A 19035-nucleotide genomic window follows, 5' to 3' on the forward strand; every position below is an offset into this window, starting at 1 on the left:
GTAAAACAGATGGAATCATGGTTAAAATAGAGAAATTAGGAATAATTCTAAGCCCTACTGACAATGAATTTGAAAATAGTGGCGTGTTCAATCCCGGTATTTATCAGGATGGAAATACCATTCATGTTTTATACCGAGCAGTAGAACACGGAAATTTCTCAACCATAGGTTATGCAAAAATGGATGGCCCACTTAAAGTTACCGAACGGCATGAAAAGCCATTGATAACCCGTGACTTTGATTACGAAAAACATGGTGTAGAGGATGCCCGAATTGTAAAAATTGAAGATACTTATTACATAACCTATACTGCTTATGATGGCATCAATGCAATGGGAGCACTGGCCACGTCAAAGGATTTGATTCATTTTGAGAAACATGGAATCATAACTCCGAACATAAATTACCAAGAATATGAAAATTTTGTAACTTTTTGTGACATCAATAAAAATAAGTTAAATCCAAAATACCATCAATACTATAACCTTTTTGCTCAAATAGGATTAGTGGAAGACGAACTCAGATTACTCAGAGATAAAGATGTAGTTTTATTCCCAAGGAAAATAAACGGAAAATTTGTTTTATTGCACCGCATTTGGCCTGGAATTCAGATTGTGGAATTTGATGATTGGAAGGATTTAACGGAATCTTTTTGGGAAGATTATCTTAAAAATCTTGTCAATCATATTGTACTTGATCCAAAAGACATTTATGAAGTAAACTACATTGGAGCTGGCGGACCACCTATAGAAACTGAATTTGGCTGGTTGATAATCTACCATGGTGTAGAGGAAACTACAACAGGAAAAGTATATCATGCCAGAGCAGCATTACTACAATTAGACCAGCCCGAAATTGAACTTTCTAGGTTGCTTTATCCGCTATTTTCTCCTACCAAGGAATGGGAAATAGAAGGCAAAGTAAGAAATATTGTATTCCCAACCGGTCATGCTTTATTTGGGAATGATCTTTACCTCTATTACGGTGTCGCTGATAAGCATGTTGCCGTAGCAAAATTAGATATTAACGAATTACTCCTTGAATTGAGAAAGCAATGTTAGAAAAAGCACCATGGAACTTCAAAAAGGAGTAAAAATGTTACTGATAAATCCCTATTCATCAATAAAATGCGGCTTAGCAACTTTTTCAAATTACCATTCATCTTTTTAAATACTTTTTAACGCATCAATAAGTAAATCAATATCCTCTTTTGTATTCAAATGACTAAACGATATGCGCAAACTTGGTTTTTTTAAATCTTCTACAGAAAGCATTTCCACTAAAACGTGTGAAGGCTTTATACTTCCAGACTGACAGGCACTTCCTCGGGAAACTGCAATTCCTTTCATGTCTAAATGGAATAATATCATCGCCGTTTTTGCTGCTGCAAAAGGTAAAAGGATATTCAAAACAGTATAAAACCCATTGGGATTTCCGTTAATCTTAAATTCTGGAAATTCCATTTTGAGTTGGGCAATCAAGTAGCTTTTCAACTCCTCAATATGTTTCTGTTCCGTTTCTAAGTTGGCATAGGAAATTTCCAAAGCTTTTGCCATACCTGCAATTTGGTGCAATGCTTCGGTTCCGGCACGCAATCCCTTTTCTTGTTCTCCACCGAAAAACAAAGGTTGTAACCCGGAATTTTTTCGAATAAAAGCAAAACCAACACCTTTAGGTCCATGAAATTTATGGGCGCTTGCCACAATAAAATCAACAGGAATGGTTTGTAAATCAATCGTTGCTTTTCCAATGGATTGCACCGTATCAGAATGAAATAAGGTGTTGTGTTCTTGACAAATACGACCAATTCGTTCCAAATCTAAAACATTTCCGGTTTCATTATTCACATGCATCAAGCTCACCAAAGTTTTCTTTTCTTCCGAAAGTAATTCCACTAAATGTGTAATATCAATTTCTCCATTTGGTTTAACATTCACATAATCAATTTGAATATCGTATTCTTTTTCTAAAACTAAAGCCGTAAATAAAACTGCATGATGCTCTATTTTACTGGTTATAATTCGTTTTACCTGTAAATCTTTAACCGCAGAACGAAGAATCCAATTATTAGCTTCGGTACCACACGATGTAAAAATAATTTCCTGTGCAGTGGCATTTAAATTTTTAGCTATGGATTTTCTGGAAAGTTCCAATATACTTTTGGCGGCACGACCCAAACTATGCGTTGAGGAAGGATTCCCATAATCTTCCATCATTACTTTGGTCATTTCTTGAATTACTTCGACACGAACAGCAGTTGTAGAAGCGTTATCTAGATATACTTTTTTCATTTTTTGAAAATTATAAAATTATTTTAAGCCTTCTATTTCTGTTGGAATCCTTTTCATTTTTCTGGAAAAGAGAATTCTTTCATTAAAAACAACTATGGAAATCAAAATTAGGAAATAAGAAAACAATTGAAGGAAACTTACTTGCTCATTGTAATAAAAGATGGCCAGTAAAAAATTAATAATTGGGTTAATATATATCATAATTCCTACCGCCGAAGAGTTAATTCCTTTGAGCGCATAGAGATTTAAAAACAATGGTATAATGGTAAAAAACACAACAACAAGGAACATACAGGTATAAAACAAAGGCTCCGTAGGTATTGCTCCGCTGTATTTTGGATAAAAAGGCAAGAGAACAAGCGATGTGAAAATCAATTGAATCGTAAGACCCAAAAATTTATCCAAATCGTTATTTTTTCGTTGACTCACTAGATACAATGCATAGGTAGCAGCAGTAATAAGGCTGTAAAATATATCCTGAAAATGGTTGAATGACAATAAAATACAACTAAAAGAACTAATTGAAACAGCAATCCACTGCCATTTAGTGAGTGTTTCGTTCAGCATAAAAAAGGCAAAAACAGTTGTCACAATTGGACAAATCAAATAGGCTAATGAAGCAGCATTTACACTGACATGGTTCATCACATAAATGTAAACAAACCAATTTGAGGAGAGAAATACGCCACCACCAAGTGTCAACATCACAACACTTTTTTGTTGCTTGTAAGAGATACTTTTGAAATGATTCCAATTTTGTCGCATTACTTTTCTTCGAAAAACAACATTGATTAATACCATCGTACTCACACTAAAAAACACTCGATAAAACAAAATATCCAAAGAAGGATAATTATGCAACGGTTTTAAAGCAAAACTAAAAAAACCCCACACAAAAAAAGCTAAAAAAGCAGCTGAATAATATTTGTTAAGTCTCATGAACAGTATTAAATTGGTGCAAAGATAATAAATTCTATTGGCTTTAAATGACTACAATCCTACCAACCCTATATTTGTCATTTACAGTACAATTATTACATTATAAACCCAATATCCTGTTAAATAATCTATTTTTAAAAGGGAATGCAATTGGAACAAATTAAAAATTCTATTTTTGTTAGAAATATTATAAAAATGAAAAGAGTCCTTAGCTTGTTGGTTTTTGCATTACTATTAAACAGTTGTGATGATGGAGATTTAATTCAAGAAGACATCAATTTTGAAGATGTTACCGCACAAAAATGTACTACAAACAGCATCATTTATAAACTTAAAGAGAGTGAAGCGCTTATTTTTGAAGCAACCGGAATTACTTTCCCAACGGAAACCACTTCACAAGAATTAAGTATCGGTAGTTCCAATCGCATTCTTTATCGTTTTTATGATGGTCTGGTAAGCAATTTGACAATCTGCGAATCAATACCTCCGGCAACTCCCATCGTCACGGATCAGTGGACTACTTCTGGCGGAAAAATAGTCATAAATACTACCGCTATCAAAACAACTAATACCACTGATAATAGTACTAAAATTACAGGTTATAATCATAATATTACATTCAAAAATATCACATTTGTAAAAAGTAACGGGACACAAGTTTACGAAACATTCCCTTTTGGCGACTATGTAATTAGCGCTACTCCTTTACCTTTTGCATTTAATAAGACGCTTGAACAATGCAGCTCTTCTAAACAATTGTATGATTACAATAGCAGCGAAGCACTTATTCTAGACATTGATCCCGCTTTAATTGTTAATGAAGCGACACCCCTAAATACTCCAAGAACTGGATTAATAAGCAATATAAAAAACAAACTTACCTATCGTTTATTCTCCGGTTTAGTAACGGGTGCTTATTTTTGCAACACTACTTTTCCGGCAACTCCTGCAGTAAGTGAAGAATGGATTGCGGTGGCTGGAGTGGCAAACGAAAGCGGAATTGTGGAGGTAACAACTACTACTTTGGGAACTGGTTTCAAACACACCGTTGTCCTTAAAAAAGCAAAAATGAAGAAAGGAAACAGCGATTTTATTTTAGGCGATACTTATATTTACGGTGAATTATTAACTACGAATTAATCCCAAATAAGAAGCAAAATTAGAGACAAAAAACATTCGTTTTTAGTCCAAAAAAAAGGTCCGTTTTTAAGTAAATTTTCAAATGAAAACTGCTTAAAAATCGGACCTTTTTTTGAGCTTTTAAAAATTAAAATAAAATTTACATAGCACTTTGCTTGATAAAAACTTCTGTTGCGCCTTGACCATATTTTTGATAATTTCCTTCTTGAAAAGCAATATTATCATAGCGACCCAATAAAAAATCCAACTCTGCTTTTAGAACTCCTTCGCCTACGCCGTGAATAAAAACAATCTTTGGAATGCGATTGCGAATCGCAAATTCTATATGTCGCTTTGCCGTTTCAGTTTGCAAATTCAAAATGTCATAGTTCGACATTCCGCGTTTATTTGGCACCAGTTTTTCGATGTGTAAATCAAACTCCGGAGCGGGAATTTCATGCTTTGATTTCTTTTCTTTAACAAAACTTCGTGGTTTTGGAATCTCTTTTTCTTTTGAAACCTCACTTACATTAATTCTTCTGATAGAATCCATTAAGTTACTGGAATCGTTTATTTTAATCAATTCATTGACAAAAAATGTCATCATAAATCCATCCTCCGTTTCAATCGTAACTTGCTTTTCGTTGACTGACAACACTACTCCATTGATGGCTTCGTCCAGCACTGAAACCTTATCTCCTTTATTAAACATTTTCGTCTTCTTTATCTTGATTTTTACTTGGCGTTTTGGTACTCAATTGCATCATTCCCATCATGAAAACCACAATTGCAATTACCATTATATATACATTTTTTTCGGCACTCACCTGCTCGTATAAAGCAACAGTTATCGCCACAACCATTATTGGAATTATAAACTTTCTCATCTTTTTAAATTTCAGCTATCAAAAGTAATGAATTTAAAATTGCATCAATTAATATCGCAACCGTTTCTTATTTTTTCGTAAAATTGCAAAAAGAAAAACCATTGGATTTAGAAAAATACATGCTGCCGTGTTTAAGTAAAACACTCTTTGGAATCGAGTGTTTGGGCTGTGGTTTTCAGCGAGGATTTTTGTTGCTTTTGCAAGGAGATTTCGAAGGCGCTTTTAAGATGTATCCAGCTCTTTTTACCACCCTGTTATTTCTGGGAATTCTGGGTTTAAATTTTATCGATAAAACTAGAAATTACAAAATAATCATCATTGGCTCAGCAATCCTAAATGGTGTTTTTATGATAGTGGGTTATTATTTTAAGCATTACTAAGAAGTTACTTTTTAGAACAAAAAAATTATTTGATTCGAGTCAAAATATCATTCATCATTTCGATTTGTACTTTTTGAATTTCTATTAATTCTTCTTGTTGATGCATAATCAAATGATCCAGTTTTTCATGAAGCATTCTAATTTCGAGTTCTGATTTCAGATTAATCATATAATCTTTTTTGGCTCTTTCCCTGTCTTTTTCTTCTTGGCGATTTTGACTCATCATAATTACTGGAGCTTGAAGTGCGGCAAGACAAGACAAAATTAAATTCAACAAAATAAATGGATATGGATCAAATCCTTTATTCAAGAGGATGTAAATATTAGCCAAAATCCATAATAAAATAAATACTCCAAAAAGAATAATAAATTTCCAGCTTCCGCCAAAAGCAGCCACATTATCCGCCACTTTTTGCCCCACTGTTCGAACGCCAATTTCATCCTCTACAACACTCACTAAAGACTTATCTTCGTTTAAAGATCCAATAACCTTCGTCTCCAGATTCGACAACTCCCCTATTTCGACTACTAAATAATTAGAAATATATTTCTCTCGATACATATTCAACTCCCCAATTGCTAGGAATTTATCCTCACCAAAATTAGGATAATCTTTTTGAATAAGCGCTAATATTGGGTTTCGAATAGTTTTCGCCGAAATTTTATCCGCTATTGGAAATTCTTTTTTTGAAATATCGCTTGTAAAAGTAGTATTGGATTTCATGAATTGTTATTTATTTGCTAATTTAAAAAAACACTTTCATCAAAACTAATAATCAGTTCCTATACATTGAAAATAAAACAGATAAGTACCATTTTTTTATATTAAAAAATTAAAATCTCCAATACCACTGCAATTAATATCGATTTATTTAACAAAAGCACCTAAATAAACCCGATAGCTTTGTATTTAAGAAAGAAATAATTCGAAATAGTTCAATATCTTTGTGATTCGTTTTAAAACCCATGAAAATGTTACTGAACTACATAAATATTCCTTTCTGCTATTGTTGTTGCTATTTTTAAAATACGCTCTTTAAAAACATTGTTCAAAAACGAATACATATTGTAATCAATTCTATCATCAAATTATTACAATTAAAACACAAGACACAAAATAGCATGAGACCACAAAAAATAGTAGACCTTATTGGAAACACGCCATTAGTAGAAACTACTAATTTGATACAAAATAAAAACGTAAAACTTTTACTGAAACTCGAAGGAAACAATCCTGGAGGTAGTGTAAAAGATCGCGCAGCCTACAATATGATTGCCTCCGCATTAGAAAGGGGAGAAATCAAAAAAGGGGATAAACTTATTGAGGCAACAAGTGGCAACACCGGAATTGCTTTGGCCATGATTGCCCAATTATTCAATATCGAAATTGAATTGGTACTTCCCGAAGACTCTACCAAAGAACGCACTCAAACCATGCGTGCTTATGGCGCAACAGTGATTTTGACACCTGCCGCTACCGGAATAATTGGGTCCAGAGATTATGCTGATAAAAAAGTAGCCGAAGGCGGTTACATCATGCTTAATCAGTTTGCAAACGATGACAACTGGAAAGCACATTACAAAACTACAGGGCCTGAAATATGGAATGATACGGAAGGAACCGTAACCCATTTTGTTTCTGCTATGGGAACAACAGGAACAATTATAGGCACTTCAACCTACTTAAAAGAAAAGAATCCTGCGATTCAAATTGTAGGCGCTCAACCCAGAGATGGATCTCAAATTCCGGGAATCAGAAAATGGCCTGAAGAATATTTGCCTAAAATTTTTGACGCCAAGAAAGTTGACACAATCATTGAAGTATCTGAAGAAGAAGCGCGAGTCATGACGAAACGCTTGGCGCTGGAAGAAGGCGTTTTTGCAGGAATGAGCAGTGGGGGTTCAGTAGCAGCAGCGATAAAAATAGCTGAAGAATTAGAATCAGGAGTCATCGTAGCTATTATCTGTGACCGTGGCGATCGTTATTTATCTTCGGATTTGTTTGACTAAATTACTTTGACCTTATAAAAACAACCTTCCTTTTCTATATCTTTCGGATATGAAAAGGAAGGTTGTTTCGATTTTAAGAAAGAACAATCTCTATTTTAATAAATAAACTATTAACTGATTCACACTTTATAATCTGGTTACAAATGAAAAACACACCATTAATTTACGGCATTCTATTTTTATCAATCGTTATGGGAGGAAAAGTACAGGCTCAAGACTGGCCAAATTTAAATAAATACCAAAATGAAAATGCAAATCTGAAACCGATAGCGCCCGAACAAAAAAGGATTGTATTTATGGGCGATTCCATAACCGAATTTTGGAGTATAACAGACCCCGAATATTTTGCCGGTAAACCATATATTAATCGCGGTATCAGCGGTCAAACGACACCTCAGATGCTAATTCGTTTTAGAGCTGATGTTATTGCTTTAAAACCCGCTGCGGTAGTAGTTTTGGCTGGAATAAATGATATTGCCGGCAATACCGGTCCTGCAACATTGGAGATGATAGCAAATAATATTTTCTCTATGGCTGAATTGGCAAAAGCAAACCAGATTAAAGTAATTCTTTGTTCTGTTTTGCCCGCTTATGATTTCTCTTGGAAACCCAATCAAAATCCGGCTGAAAAAGTGATAGCTCTAAATGAAATGATAAAAAATTACGCTGACGCTAATGACATTCTCTATCTTGATTACTTTTCGGCTATGGTCGATGCACGTAAAGGCTTGCCTGCTTTGTATTCTAATGATGAAGTGCATCCCAATAAAAAAGGGTATCAAGTAATGGCACCATTTGCCGAAAAAGCAATTGCCAAGGTTTTATCGCAGAAATAAATTCTCACAGTAAAAAAAAATAAAAAATGAATTATCGCAGATTAGGAAAAACAGATTTTGAAATTTCAGAAATATCTCTTGGCACATGGCAAGTAGGCGGAAAATGGGGTTCTCCTTTCAATGATAAAACCGCAGACAAGTTAATCAATACCGCTATCGACAATGGCGTAAATTTTATTGATACAGCCGATGTTTATGAAAACGGATGGAGTGAAACTGCGGTAGGTCGAGTGGTTCGTTCCCGTTCTGAACGAATTTACGTGGCTACAAAATGCGGTCGCCACATCAACCCACATGTTGATGAAGGCTACCAACCTAAAGTATTACAAAAATTTGTAGAGGACAGCCTGCGAAGAACTGGATTAGAAACACTGGATTTAATACAACTGCATTGTCCACCCACTGAAGTATTTTACCGCCCGGAAATATTTGAAATGTTTGAGCGTTTGAAAGAGCAAGGGAAAATTTTAAATCTTGGCGTTAGCGTCGAAAAAGTGGAAGAAGGGCTAAAAGCGATTGAATTTCCAAATGTAACTTCGGTTCAGATTATTTTTAATCTTTTTCGCCAGCGTCCATCTGAACTATTTTTCAAAGAAGCACTAAAACGGGATGTGGGTATTATTGCAAGAGTTCCACTAGCTAGCGGACTTCTGACGGGAAAATTCAATGCCAAAACTACTTTTGACATCCAAGATCACCGCAATTTTAATCGAAATGGCGATGCTTTTGATAAAGGCGAAACATTCTCCGGTATTAATTACGAACTAGGCTTAAAAGCCGTAGAGGAATTGAAAGCATTATTTCCTGAAAGCACAAATTTGGCTCCAATTGCTTTACAATGGATTTTAAGATTTGATGAAGTAAGCTGTATTATTCCCGGAGCTTCTAATGAAAGTCATGTACTGTCTAATTTATCGGTTTATGATTTACCTAAATTGACCTACGAGAAAATTGCAGCGATGAATGAAATTTATGACCGTTATATAAAACCCGAAGTACACCAACTTTGGTAATCTATTTTATCATAAAAAAAGGCTCAATTTAAGTTAAATCGAGCCTTTTTTATATAAATTCTTGTTTTATACTAAAGTAGCTGTAGTTGAAATTGCTGCATTCAGTAGTTTAGAAATAGGACAATTTTTCTCAGCCTTAGTCACTAATTGTTGAAAAACATCCTCTGTAATTCCATTTACTTTTGCGTTTACCGTTAAGTGTGACGTTATAATTGTTCCATCTACCAAGTCGATATCACATTTAGTTTCGATACTTTCGATTTCAAAACTAGCTTCAGTGATGTAAGCCGAAAGTTGCATCGTAAAGCAACCAGAGTGCGCTGCGGCAATCAATTCTTCTGGATTAGTTCCTACGCCTTCTTCAAAACGGGATTTGAACGAATATTGTGTGTCTTTTAATGTGGTACTTTGTGTGGTAAGTTTCCCGGCTCCTTCTTTGAGTGAACCATTCCAGACTGCGGTTGCATTTCTTTTCATAATTATAAATTTTATGTTTTTTCAAATTTAGTTCATTTGTAAAAAAACGCTTTTAGAAATAGGATTTTTTAACGAAAATTTAAAGTTCGTTGCAGTGTATGATATTCTAAAAAATAACAGAGAAAGTAGCTCCCTTATTAATTCCATCACTTTCCGCTAAAATTTGTCCGTCGTGTCTTTCTATTATTTTTTTACACAAATACAACCCAATTCCTGTTGAAGGCTCATTTAATGTGCCTAATTTACTCATTTTAGTAAATTTACCAAACAATTCATGGCTTTGCTTTTGATCAAAACCCAAACCTTTATCCGCAATTGTAAAAACCAATTTACTGTCTTGCACATAAACCCGAACTTTAATTTCACTATCCGGAAACGAGAATTTTATAGCGTTGTCAATTAAGTTTACTAAAACTCGAATCAACAAAATTTTATCAATTTTCAAAAGCGCTTCTTCGGCTTCAATTGACAAATCAAGTTTAATGTTTTTATGACTTAACAACTGATCCAATTGCTTTGCTACCACAGAAAAAATAGAAGAAAACTGCACCATATCATTTTCAGATTTTTTTTCTATAATTTGATCCTGCTCTTTCAGTAGCTTGATGAAATTTTCAATATAATTGTATTGCTGTTCTGCTGATTGAAGTATTAATTGGGCTAACTCTGTTATGGATTCTGAAGGTTCTTCCTCTAAAATAAGTAACGCCACCGACTTAGAATTCCCAACAAAGTTTCTTAAATCATGGGAAAGCAAATACACTAAATCTTGTTTTTCCGTAATGAATGTTTCATTTTCAGCGATTGATTCCTGAATATTACTCATCAACAAACCTGCTTCATCAGAGAAATTAGTTGGCAAAGAAGGAACAATTCTCGTATTCCTGTACTCATTCAAGGCTTTAGAGGCAACTTCAATTGGCTTAATTAGCTGTTTTAAAAACAATAAAGTCGTACCTGTAGCGACTAAGGTCATTATGAGTGCAAAAATCAAAATAGTATCTGCAGAAATAGTTTTACTGCCATAAAGCACAAAAAACAACAGCCCTATCAATGGGATATGAATTCCTATAAATGCAACAAATAAAAATTTGAACGCATAATTATTTTTAAGAAAACCGATGTGAGATAATTTTTTATATAATTGCATAGAAAATTTTATTTTAGCCTTTTAACAACAAGGAATTAAAAACAACAAAAGAAATGATTAATTTCTCACTTATACTTTTACCTTTCCAAATATAATGTTAAAATAAGTATTTTTTTCAATCCATTTACGTCTAAATAGAGTGTTCGGTTCTTAAAATTGATTCTTTTATTTAGAATTTAGACTTTTCTACAAAAATAAAACACAATTGCGCTTATCCGAAGAACAAAAACCAATTTTTACCACAATTCTTCTGCCCTCGATTATAGCGAAAAACCCGCAGTTGCGAAAGCTTTAAAACACTTGCCGGTAAAGAGCGACCAACGGAAGCTCCTTTACTGGCGTAGTGTTGCTGCTTGCGGAACAAGGATTTGTAGCGGAAAGCGGGAATGGGCTCCAATAAAAAACAACTAAAAGTAAAAATATTTCACAATTTGAATTTATAAAACCAATCAAAAACTTATTTTTGCGCTATGGCAAAGAAAAATACAGACAAAGTCGTCTTTCATCAAATAAAAGTCCTTGATGCTGGTGCAAAAGGCGTATCGGTAGCAAAGGCTCCCGACGGAAAAGTAGTTTTTATCCCGAATGTGGTTCCGGGTGATGTGGTTGATGTGCAGACTTTCAAGAAGCGCAAAGCCTATTACGAAGGAAAAGCAGTTCATTTTCATGAATATTCAGAGCATCGTGTAGACCCAATTTGCGAGCACTTTGGTGTTTGTGGCGGTTGTAAATGGCAGAATATGAAATACAGCCAACAGTTGTATTACAAGCAGAATGAGGTAAAAAACCATTTGCAACGCATTGGAAAAATAGAACTTCCGGAATTTGAACCGATTCTAGGTTCGGAAAAACAGTTTTTTTACAGGAACAAAATGGAATTTTCGTTTTCGAACAGCCGCTGGTTGACCGAAAAAGAAATTGACAGCACCGAAGATTTAGGAAACAGAAACGCACTTGGCTTCCACATTCCGAAAATGTGGGATAAAATCTTGGACATCAACAAATGTCATTTGCAAGAAGACCCGTCGAATGCGATAAGAAACGAAGTGAGAGATTTTGCCAATGAGCATGGCTTGACTTTCTTTAATCCAAGAGGACATGAAGGTTTGCTGAGAACATTGATGTTGCGTACGGCTTCAACTGGTGAAATCATGGTTTTGATTCAGTTTTTTGAAAACGACAAAGCCAACAGAGAATTACTTTTGGACCATCTTTATGAAAAATTTCCGCAAATTACTTCGCTGCAATATGTTATCAATAATAAAGCGAACGATACTTTATACGATACTGACATTAAATTATACAAAGGAAGAGATTACATCCTAGAAGAAATGGAAGGTTTAAAATTCAGCATTAATGCAAAATCTTTTTACCAAACCAATTCCGATCAAGCATACGAATTGTATAAAATAACACGTGATTTTGCTGGACTTACCGGAAATGAAATCGTTTATGATTTATATACAGGAACGGGAACTATTGCTCAGTTTGTTTCGAAAAAAGCAAAAAAAGTTATTGGTGTGGAAAGTGTTCCTGAAGCGATTAAAGACGCCAAATTGAATGCAGAACGCAATGAAATTACTAATTGTGAGTTCTTTGTAGGAGATATGAAAGTGGTTTTCAACGATAGTTTCATCGCTCAACACGGACATCCTGATGTAATTATCACCGATCCGCCAAGAGATGGAATGCATAAAGACGTTATTGAACAAATTATGAAAATTGCTCCTGAAAAAGTGGTTTATGTTAGTTGTAATTCGGCTACACAAGCGCGTGATTTAGCTTTAATGGACGAAAAATACAAAGTGACTCGGGTACGTCCTGTAGATATGTTTCCGCAAACGCATCACGTGGAGAATGTTGTACTTTTGGAAAAAAGAAAATAGTAGTCCGTTTGCAGTTTTTAGTATTCAGGATGTATATTGCTGAACACTAAAACGGAACACTGAACACTGAATATCATTATATGAAAAAGACATTTTTATTGGTATTGTTTTTTGCTTTCACTTTCTCCAGTTGTGAGAAAGACGATATTTGCGATGCAAATACTCCCACAACGCCACGTTTGGTAATAGAGTTTTATGATTTTTTAAATCCTTCCGTTTTAAAAAACGTATCTAATTTGAAAGTTGTGGGCGAAGGAATGACTGAGGGAATTGTTTTCAATGGCAGCCAAACGACCAGCGGAAACACCATTTCTATTCCGCTAAAAACAGTTGGAACCAGCACCAGTTATAGTTTTACTCTAAATTCCGGCAATACAAATCCAGCTTTGGTAAACGTAGACAATATAAAGTTTGATTATACGACCCAAGAATTATTTGTGTCGAGAGCTTGTGGCTACAAAACTACCTTTGTATTAGACCCAATAAATCCATACACACATACCGATGCTGCAGTTGCAGATACAAAATGGATAGCATACATCTCGGTTGAAAAAAGTAACTTAGAAAACGAAAATGAAACACACATTAAGATCTTTTTTTAGTTTTTGTCTACTATTATCGTTGACTTTGGCACAAGCACAAGACCCGAGCCCAAAAGGCGAACTGGCGAAGCAGACTACTCCTGTCAAAAGTGATCCAAAAAACACTAAAACGGACCAGATGATTCCTGAAGCGCCATTACCATTGGTCGAAATTAGTCCTGAAATCATAACGAACGATTCGATTCCTGTAAAAACGGACCGATACGGGATTCGTGTTGGACTCGATTTATACAAACTGACACGTTTTTTATATGACAAAGATTATAAGGGAATTGAGTTTGTGGGAGATTATAGATTGACGAAAAAATATTTTTTGGCTGCCGAAATTGGAAACGAAAACAAAACCACGGATGATGACCGCCTTAATTTTACCACCAAAGGTTCGTATCTAAAAGTAGGATTTGATTATAATGCCTACGAAAACTGGCTGGATATGGAAAACATTATTTCTATAGGAATGCGTTACGGTTTTAGTACTTTTAATCAGCAGTTAAACAATTATAGAATTTACAATGCTAATCCTTATTTTGGTGAAGTTCCTGTAATTCCCTCCGGTAAAAAGTTTGATGGATTATCCGCGAGTTGGATTGAAGTAGTGGCTGCAGTGAAAGCAAAAGTATTCAATAATGTGTTTGTAGGTTTCAGCCTTCGATTGAACCGATTGGTAACCAACAAAGAACCAGAAAATTTCTCCAACCTATATATTCCTGGATTTAACAGGACTTATGATGGTAGTTTTGGAGTAGGTGTCAACTATACTGTCACTTATTTTGTTCCTATTTACAAGAAAAAAAATGCTCCGAAGATAGTTGAGAAAAAATAACCGCCAATTCGCTACTTTTTATTTTTGTTAAAAAACAGCAAATTAGCGGTCAATATTTTAATTCGTGATTTAAAAACTATCCTATTTCCTTAATTCCTTTCATGAAAATCCACTTCATGAATAATTTTTCACCGTCTTTGGTTTTAATCGCATGAAATTTTGGAGACAAAAGTGTTCCAATGACAAATGCGGTTAACGGAATCCAAAAACTAGTTAAATTAGTAAAATGGGCCACTACATATCGGGCGGAAATAAATAATATTGCAAAACATCCCAGTTGGTATAGAAATGCTCGTATTTGTAATTTGGTCATTTTTTTAAGTCTTAAAGTTTTAAAGTCAAAGGTCGAAAGTAAAAAATTAAATATTGCTTATTCAGCACTATCAGTTACCTGAAACTTCGTTCTTTTGCTTCCTTCGTACATTTCGTATTTTACCAAACGTGCTTCTAATCCAGCGTTAAAAAGCTTGATTTTTCTCGAAGGTTTAAGACCCACATATTTCAATGCTTCTAAATTTGCTGTAATCATCCAAGCATTTGTTCCCGGATAATTTTTCTTCAACGTATCTCCAATATTTTTGTAGAATTCTTCCATGTGAATATCCAAACGCTCATCATACGGCGGGTTGAAAACGATGTGCAATTTTCCTTCTGAAGTTTTTTCAGTGTCAAAAAAGTTCTTTTCCTCAATAGAAATATACTCGTCAAGATTGGCGTTTTTGATATTGTCTTTGGCTTTCTGAACCGCACTTGGTGCTTTATCGTAGCCTTTTATGGTGTAATGAAATTCCCGAACACGTTTCAGTAAACTGTCTGAAATACTATCAAACAAATCATTGTCCCAATCGTTCCATTTTTCGAAAGCAAATTCTTTACGGTTGATGTTTGCCGGAATGTTACAGGCAATCATGGCTGCTTCGGCTAAGAATGTTCCCGAACCACACATTGGATCCAAAAAATCAGTTTGACCATCCCAACCGGAAAGCAATAGAATTCCTGCTGCCAAAACCTCGTTTATAGGCGCAATATTGGTAGCGGTTCTATACCCACGCTGGTTCAATGCATTTCCTGAAGTATCCAGTGCCACTGAAACTTGATCTTTATCGATATGGATGTTGATTCTTAAATCAGGGTGTACTTTATCAATACTTGGTCGTTGTCCTGTTCTTTCTCTGAACTGATCTACGATTGCATCTTTACACTTTTGGGAAACAAATTCCGAGTGATTAAAATATTCCGAATGTACTGTTGTATCAATCACAAAAGTCTGATTGGCATTCAGTAATTTAGACCAATTCACTCCCGAAATACCTTTGTATAGAGCCTGCTCATTATTTGCCTTGAAAAAATAAATAGGTTTCAGGATTTTCAAAGCCGTACGTAAAGACAAATTTGCTTTGTACATAAACCCTTTATCCCCTTTAAAACTCACCATCCTCACCCCCTGCTCCACGTTTTGTGCACCAAGGTTTTGCAATTCTTTTGCTAATATTTCTTCAAAACCAAAAAAGGTTTTGGCAACCATTTTATAATTATTTTCCATTGTAAAATCAAGATTTCGGTGCAAAAATACACTAAATTTGCATCAATCGAATTAATTGAAAAAGAATAAATGTCTGTAGCACAAAATCCACCAACTGAAAATCATCTGAAATCATCTGAAAACTGGTATACCTCTTGGTTTGACACTCCATATTACCACATCCTTTACAAAGACAGAAACTATAGAGAAGCTCAGGTTTTTATGGATAATCTTACCCATTATCTCAATCTTCCTGAAAAGGCGAAAGTATTGGACTTAGCGTGTGGCAAAGGCCGACATTCTATTTATTTGAACCAATTAGGATTTAATGTTCTTGGAGCTGATTTATCTGAAAACAGCATTGCCGAAGCCACTAAAAACACGAATGAAACCCTTCATTTCAAAGTACACGACATGCGTGAACCTTTTGAAGAAAAGTACGATGCCATTTTCAATTTATTTACCAGCTTTGGCTATTTCGAAAATGACGAAGACAACCTAACTACGTTGAAAGCCATCAAAGAAAGCCTTTCGGAATATGGTTTTGCCGTGATTGATTTTATGAATGTTGCTCAAGTCCTGGAAACATTAGTTCCCGAAGAAACAAAAACAGTCGAAGAAATCGATTTTCATATCAAACGCTACTTAAAAGACGGTCATATTTATAAAGAAATTGATTTTGAAGACAAAGGCCAAAAATTTCATTTTACCGAAAAAGTAAAAGCGCTAACGCTAAAAGATTTTGAGGAATTAATGGAAGAAGCCGGAATTTACTTATTGGATATTTTTGGGGATTACAAATTAAAAAAATTCCATAAAACAGATAGTGAACGCCTAATCATGATTTTTAAATAAATGAATTACCTTTTACCTTTACTTTCCGTAATCATAGGATACATCGTCGCATTGGTTATACGACCAAAGAACAAAACCAACCTAAAATTGCTATTGGCTTTCAGTGGTTCTTTTTTACTTTCATTAACGGTAATGCATTTGTTACCCGAAGTCTACGAAAGCGTTAATCCAAAAATTGGTGTTTTCATCATGCTGGGAATCTTATTTCAGATCATATTGGAATTTTTCTCCAAAGGTGCCGAACACGGTCACGTACACGGTCATGAAACAATGACCCAAATCCCGTGGTTGCTATTCATCAGCCTCTGTATTCATGCCTTTCTGGAAGGATTTCCCGTAAGCCATCACCATGATTTAGCGGTGGGAATTGCCATTCATCATTTGCCAATCGCCATCATATTGACGACATTTTTCATCAATGCAAGTCTGGATAAAAAAGCGATACTTTTCTTCATGGTAACCTTTGCAATTATGACGCCGTTAGGAACATTTTTATCTGATTATATGCCCATCTTAAACGTATATTATACTGAAATCACAGCCGTTGTAATAGGAATATTATTTCATATTTCATCCACCATTATTTTTGAAACCAGCGAAGGACACAAGTTCAATATCGCCAAAGTTTCGATGATTGTGATAGGTATAGCGTTGGCGTATTTTATATAATTTTATAATTTGGGCGTGACCACAAGGGTCGGGCTATACGCTGCAATCTTTTTTCTCCCTTCACTATCGCTCCAGGAGTAAAAAAGTATTTCCGCTACAAACGAAGTTAACTGCACTCCAATAAAATAACAGCAAAGTGAAGTAATCCCTCACGCAGAAAAATAAATGTACGGACAACTCGCGAGTTATCCCTTCAAAAATAACAGGAATATGACTTTCACAAAAACGACCGAACAATCCTCAAAATACGAACATTTAGAAAAAATGTCAGTTCAGGAATTGCTTTCTAATATCAATCAGGAAGACAAAACTGTTCCGCTTGCCGTAGAAAAAGCCTTGCCAAAAATAGAAAATTTAGTGACTGAAATCGTTGCTAAAATGAAACTCGGCGGTAGATTATTCTATATTGGCGCAGGAACTTCGGGACGTTTGGGAATTCTGGATGCTTCGGAATGTCCGCCAACATTTGGAGTCCCTTTCGATTTAGTAATCGGAATTATTGCCGGTGGTGATACCGCAATCCGTAGAGCCGTAGAAAATGCCGAAGACAATACCACACAAGCCTGGATTGATTTGAAAACTTTCGATATCAATGAAAAAGATGTCGTTGTGGGAATTGCGGCTTCGGGAACAACACCTTATGTTATTGGAGGATTGCAAGCATGTAACGAAAATAATATTACCACAGCATGTATTTCTTGCAATGCAGGAAGTCCGCTTTCGAAAACTGCAAAATTCCCTATCGAAGTGGTTGTAGGTCCAGAATTTGTAACCGGGAGTTCTCGTATGAAAGCAGGGACAGCCCAAAAACTGGTGCTGAATATGATTACCACTGCCACCATGATTCAACTGGGAAAAGTGAAAGGAAACAAAATGGTCGATATGCAATTGAGCAACAGCAAACTGGTCGATCGCGGTGTAAAAATGATTATGGGAGAAATTCCTGTTTCTTATGACGAAGGCGCCGAATTATTGAAAAAATACGGCAGTGTAAGAAAAGCTGTTGCTAATTTTAAAAAATAAACAACAATGATTCACCATATCGTAATGTGGAAATTAAAAGATTTTGCAGAAGGCAAAAGCAAAGCCGAAAATGCAATTATTCTAAAAGAGAGGCTTGAAGGTTTAAAAAAGGATATTCCTGAAATAGTTGAAATACGGGTAGGAATAAATATTGAAAGTGAATATTCAAACTTTGATGCCGTGCTGCACTCCTATTTTAATTCGTTTGAAACATTAGAGAAATACCAAAATCATCCAACACATAATATTGTTGCTGAATGGATCGGTAAAATTAGAGATTTGAGATATTGTGTGGATTATGAATTTTAATTATTAAATTATGGCAACCAACAAAGAATTATTATCTAAAGGAATCAAATATTTAGCAGGCGCTTTACCATTACTATTCTTGGGACCGGCTGTGATTTATAATGCATTCATGAATAAGCAAAATGTGTGGCATTATTTGGTTTTAGCAATAGGGATAATTGCTTGTTTAGCAGCTATGTTTTTGTTGTATTTGGGATTAAAAATAATTATGAAAAGCTTATTTAACGACTAATTCGTATATTTA

Annotated in this window: 23 protein-coding genes; 14 read left to right on the forward strand and 9 right to left on the reverse strand. The window is 34.9% G+C overall.

Annotated elements, in window-relative coordinates; genetic code table 11:
• The first annotated feature begins 17 nt into the window (after positions 1-17).
• Positions 18-1061 carry a glycoside hydrolase family 130 protein gene (locus ACNQGD_RS14335; protein WP_417999754.1) on the forward strand — a complete coding sequence of 348 codons (1044 nt, stop codon included), beginning with the start codon at positions 18-20 and terminating at the stop codon, positions 1059-1061.
• 105 nt (positions 1062-1166) lie between these two features.
• Here the strand turns inward: ACNQGD_RS14335 and ACNQGD_RS14340 are convergent, their stop codons facing one another.
• A complete protein-coding gene (locus ACNQGD_RS14340; RefSeq protein WP_417999755.1) occupies positions 1167-2291 on the reverse strand; it encodes a cysteine desulfurase family protein in 1125 nt (374 codons plus the stop codon).
• An 18-nt stretch (positions 2292-2309) separates the two neighbouring features.
• Positions 2310-3230 carry an EamA family transporter gene (locus tag ACNQGD_RS14345; protein ID WP_417999756.1) on the reverse strand — a complete coding sequence of 307 codons (921 nt, stop codon included), beginning with the start codon at positions 3228-3230 and terminating at the stop codon, positions 2310-2312.
• Positions 3231-3425: 195 nt separating this feature from the next.
• On the opposite strand from ACNQGD_RS14345, the gene ACNQGD_RS14350 reads away from it, so the two are divergent.
• Positions 3426-4370, forward strand: a complete 945-nt coding sequence (locus tag ACNQGD_RS14350; RefSeq protein ID WP_417999757.1) for a hypothetical protein — start codon at positions 3426-3428, stop codon at positions 4368-4370.
• Between the two features lie 139 nt (positions 4371-4509).
• Here the strand turns inward: ACNQGD_RS14350 and ACNQGD_RS14355 are convergent, their stop codons facing one another.
• Together ACNQGD_RS14355 and ACNQGD_RS14360 are read right to left on the reverse strand one after the other, a co-directional pair.
• Positions 4510-5061 carry a Smr/MutS family protein gene (locus tag ACNQGD_RS14355; protein ID WP_417993758.1) on the reverse strand — a complete coding sequence of 184 codons (552 nt, stop codon included), beginning with the start codon at positions 5059-5061 and terminating at the stop codon, positions 4510-4512.
• Positions 5054-5236, reverse strand: coding sequence for a hypothetical protein (locus tag ACNQGD_RS14360; RefSeq protein WP_417993759.1), 183 nt, complete (start codon positions 5234-5236; stop codon positions 5054-5056). Before ACNQGD_RS14360 ends, ACNQGD_RS14355 begins: the two co-directional genes overlap by 8 nt.
• Positions 5237-5319: 83 nt before the next feature.
• On the opposite strand from ACNQGD_RS14360, the gene ACNQGD_RS14365 reads away from it, so the two are divergent.
• Positions 5320-5616 (forward strand): DUF2752 domain-containing protein, encoded by a 297-nt coding sequence (locus tag ACNQGD_RS14365; RefSeq protein WP_417999758.1) that lies wholly within the window; start codon positions 5320-5322, stop codon positions 5614-5616.
• Positions 5617-5641: 25 nt separating this feature from the next.
• On the opposite strand, the gene ACNQGD_RS14370 is transcribed toward ACNQGD_RS14365, so the two are convergent.
• Positions 5642-6340 (reverse strand): DUF1003 domain-containing protein, encoded by a 699-nt coding sequence (locus ACNQGD_RS14370; protein WP_417999759.1) that lies wholly within the window; start codon positions 6338-6340, stop codon positions 5642-5644.
• 398 nt (positions 6341-6738) lie between these two features.
• On the opposite strand from ACNQGD_RS14370, the gene cysM reads away from it, so the two are divergent.
• The 3 genes from cysM to ACNQGD_RS14385 all read left to right on the forward strand — a co-directional run bounded on the left by cysM (position 6739) and on the right by ACNQGD_RS14385 (position 9475).
• Positions 6739-7626, forward strand: coding sequence for a cysteine synthase CysM (gene cysM / locus ACNQGD_RS14375; protein WP_417999760.1), 888 nt, complete (start codon positions 6739-6741; stop codon positions 7624-7626).
• 143 nt (positions 7627-7769) lie between these two features.
• A complete protein-coding gene (locus tag ACNQGD_RS14380) occupies positions 7770-8462 on the forward strand; it encodes an SGNH/GDSL hydrolase family protein (RefSeq protein ID WP_417999761.1) in 693 nt (230 codons plus the stop codon).
• Positions 8463-8488: 26 nt separating this feature from the next.
• On the forward strand, positions 8489-9475 hold the full coding sequence (locus ACNQGD_RS14385) for an aldo/keto reductase (protein WP_417999762.1): 987 nt from the start codon (positions 8489-8491) through the stop codon (positions 9473-9475).
• Positions 9476-9541: 66 nt separating this feature from the next.
• On the opposite strand, the gene ACNQGD_RS14390 is transcribed toward ACNQGD_RS14385, so the two are convergent.
• On the reverse strand, positions 9542-9952 hold the full coding sequence (locus ACNQGD_RS14390; RefSeq protein ID WP_417999763.1) for an OsmC family protein: 411 nt from the start codon (positions 9950-9952) through the stop codon (positions 9542-9544).
• Between the two features lie 106 nt (positions 9953-10058).
• A complete protein-coding gene (locus tag ACNQGD_RS14395; RefSeq protein ID WP_417999764.1) occupies positions 10059-11102 on the reverse strand; it encodes a sensor histidine kinase in 1044 nt (347 codons plus the stop codon).
• 470 nt (positions 11103-11572) lie between these two features.
• Between ACNQGD_RS14395 and rlmD the strand changes: the two genes are divergently transcribed.
• The 3 genes from rlmD to ACNQGD_RS14410 all read left to right on the forward strand — a co-directional run bounded on the left by rlmD (position 11573) and on the right by ACNQGD_RS14410 (position 14413).
• Complete coding sequence (gene rlmD, locus ACNQGD_RS14400) at positions 11573-12988, forward strand: 23S rRNA (uracil(1939)-C(5))-methyltransferase RlmD (RefSeq protein ID WP_417999765.1); 1416 nt, start codon at positions 11573-11575, stop codon at positions 12986-12988.
• 80 nt (positions 12989-13068) lie between these two features.
• The gene (locus ACNQGD_RS14405) at positions 13069-13590 is read left to right on the forward strand and encodes a DUF6452 family protein (protein ID WP_417999766.1); all 522 of its coding nucleotides are present in this window, start codon (positions 13069-13071) and stop codon (positions 13588-13590) included.
• Positions 13562-14413: a DUF6048 family protein gene (locus ACNQGD_RS14410; protein WP_417999767.1), complete on the forward strand. Its 852-nt coding sequence runs from the start codon at positions 13562-13564 to the stop codon at positions 14411-14413. Before ACNQGD_RS14405 ends, ACNQGD_RS14410 begins: the two co-directional genes overlap by 29 nt.
• A gap of 76 nt (positions 14414-14489) precedes the next feature.
• On the opposite strand, the gene ACNQGD_RS14415 is transcribed toward ACNQGD_RS14410, so the two are convergent.
• Both ACNQGD_RS14415 and ACNQGD_RS14420 read right to left on the reverse strand, forming a co-directional pair.
• Positions 14490-14726 carry a hypothetical protein gene (locus tag ACNQGD_RS14415; protein WP_417993770.1) on the reverse strand — a complete coding sequence of 79 codons (237 nt, stop codon included), beginning with the start codon at positions 14724-14726 and terminating at the stop codon, positions 14490-14492.
• Positions 14727-14783: 57 nt separating this feature from the next.
• Positions 14784-15956 carry a THUMP domain-containing class I SAM-dependent RNA methyltransferase gene (locus tag ACNQGD_RS14420; RefSeq protein ID WP_417993771.1) on the reverse strand — a complete coding sequence of 391 codons (1173 nt, stop codon included), beginning with the start codon at positions 15954-15956 and terminating at the stop codon, positions 14784-14786.
• A 69-nt stretch (positions 15957-16025) separates the two neighbouring features.
• Here ACNQGD_RS14420 and ACNQGD_RS14425 point away from each other — a divergent pair, with 69 nt between their 5' ends.
• From ACNQGD_RS14425 to ACNQGD_RS14445, 5 genes are all read left to right on the forward strand, one after another.
• On the forward strand, positions 16026-16790 hold the full coding sequence (locus ACNQGD_RS14425) for a class I SAM-dependent methyltransferase (RefSeq protein WP_417993772.1): 765 nt from the start codon (positions 16026-16028) through the stop codon (positions 16788-16790).
• Positions 16791-17459 (forward strand): ZIP family metal transporter, encoded by a 669-nt coding sequence (locus tag ACNQGD_RS14430; RefSeq protein ID WP_417999768.1) that lies wholly within the window; start codon positions 16791-16793, stop codon positions 17457-17459.
• A gap of 210 nt (positions 17460-17669) precedes the next feature.
• Entirely contained in the window at positions 17670-18482 is an 813-nt protein-coding gene (gene murQ, locus ACNQGD_RS14435) for an N-acetylmuramic acid 6-phosphate etherase (protein ID WP_417999769.1), read from the forward strand.
• Between the two features lie 6 nt (positions 18483-18488).
• Positions 18489-18791: a Dabb family protein gene (locus ACNQGD_RS14440; protein ID WP_416853507.1), complete on the forward strand. Its 303-nt coding sequence runs from the start codon at positions 18489-18491 to the stop codon at positions 18789-18791.
• A gap of 10 nt (positions 18792-18801) precedes the next feature.
• Positions 18802-19023, forward strand: a complete 222-nt coding sequence (locus ACNQGD_RS14445) for a DUF6095 family protein (protein WP_417999770.1) — start codon at positions 18802-18804, stop codon at positions 19021-19023.
• Positions 19024-19035: the final 12 nt, after the last annotated feature.

The sequence above is a fragment of the Flavobacterium glucosi genome (assembly GCF_048286535.1).
GTDB lineage: Bacteria > Bacteroidota > Bacteroidia > Flavobacteriales > Flavobacteriaceae > Flavobacterium.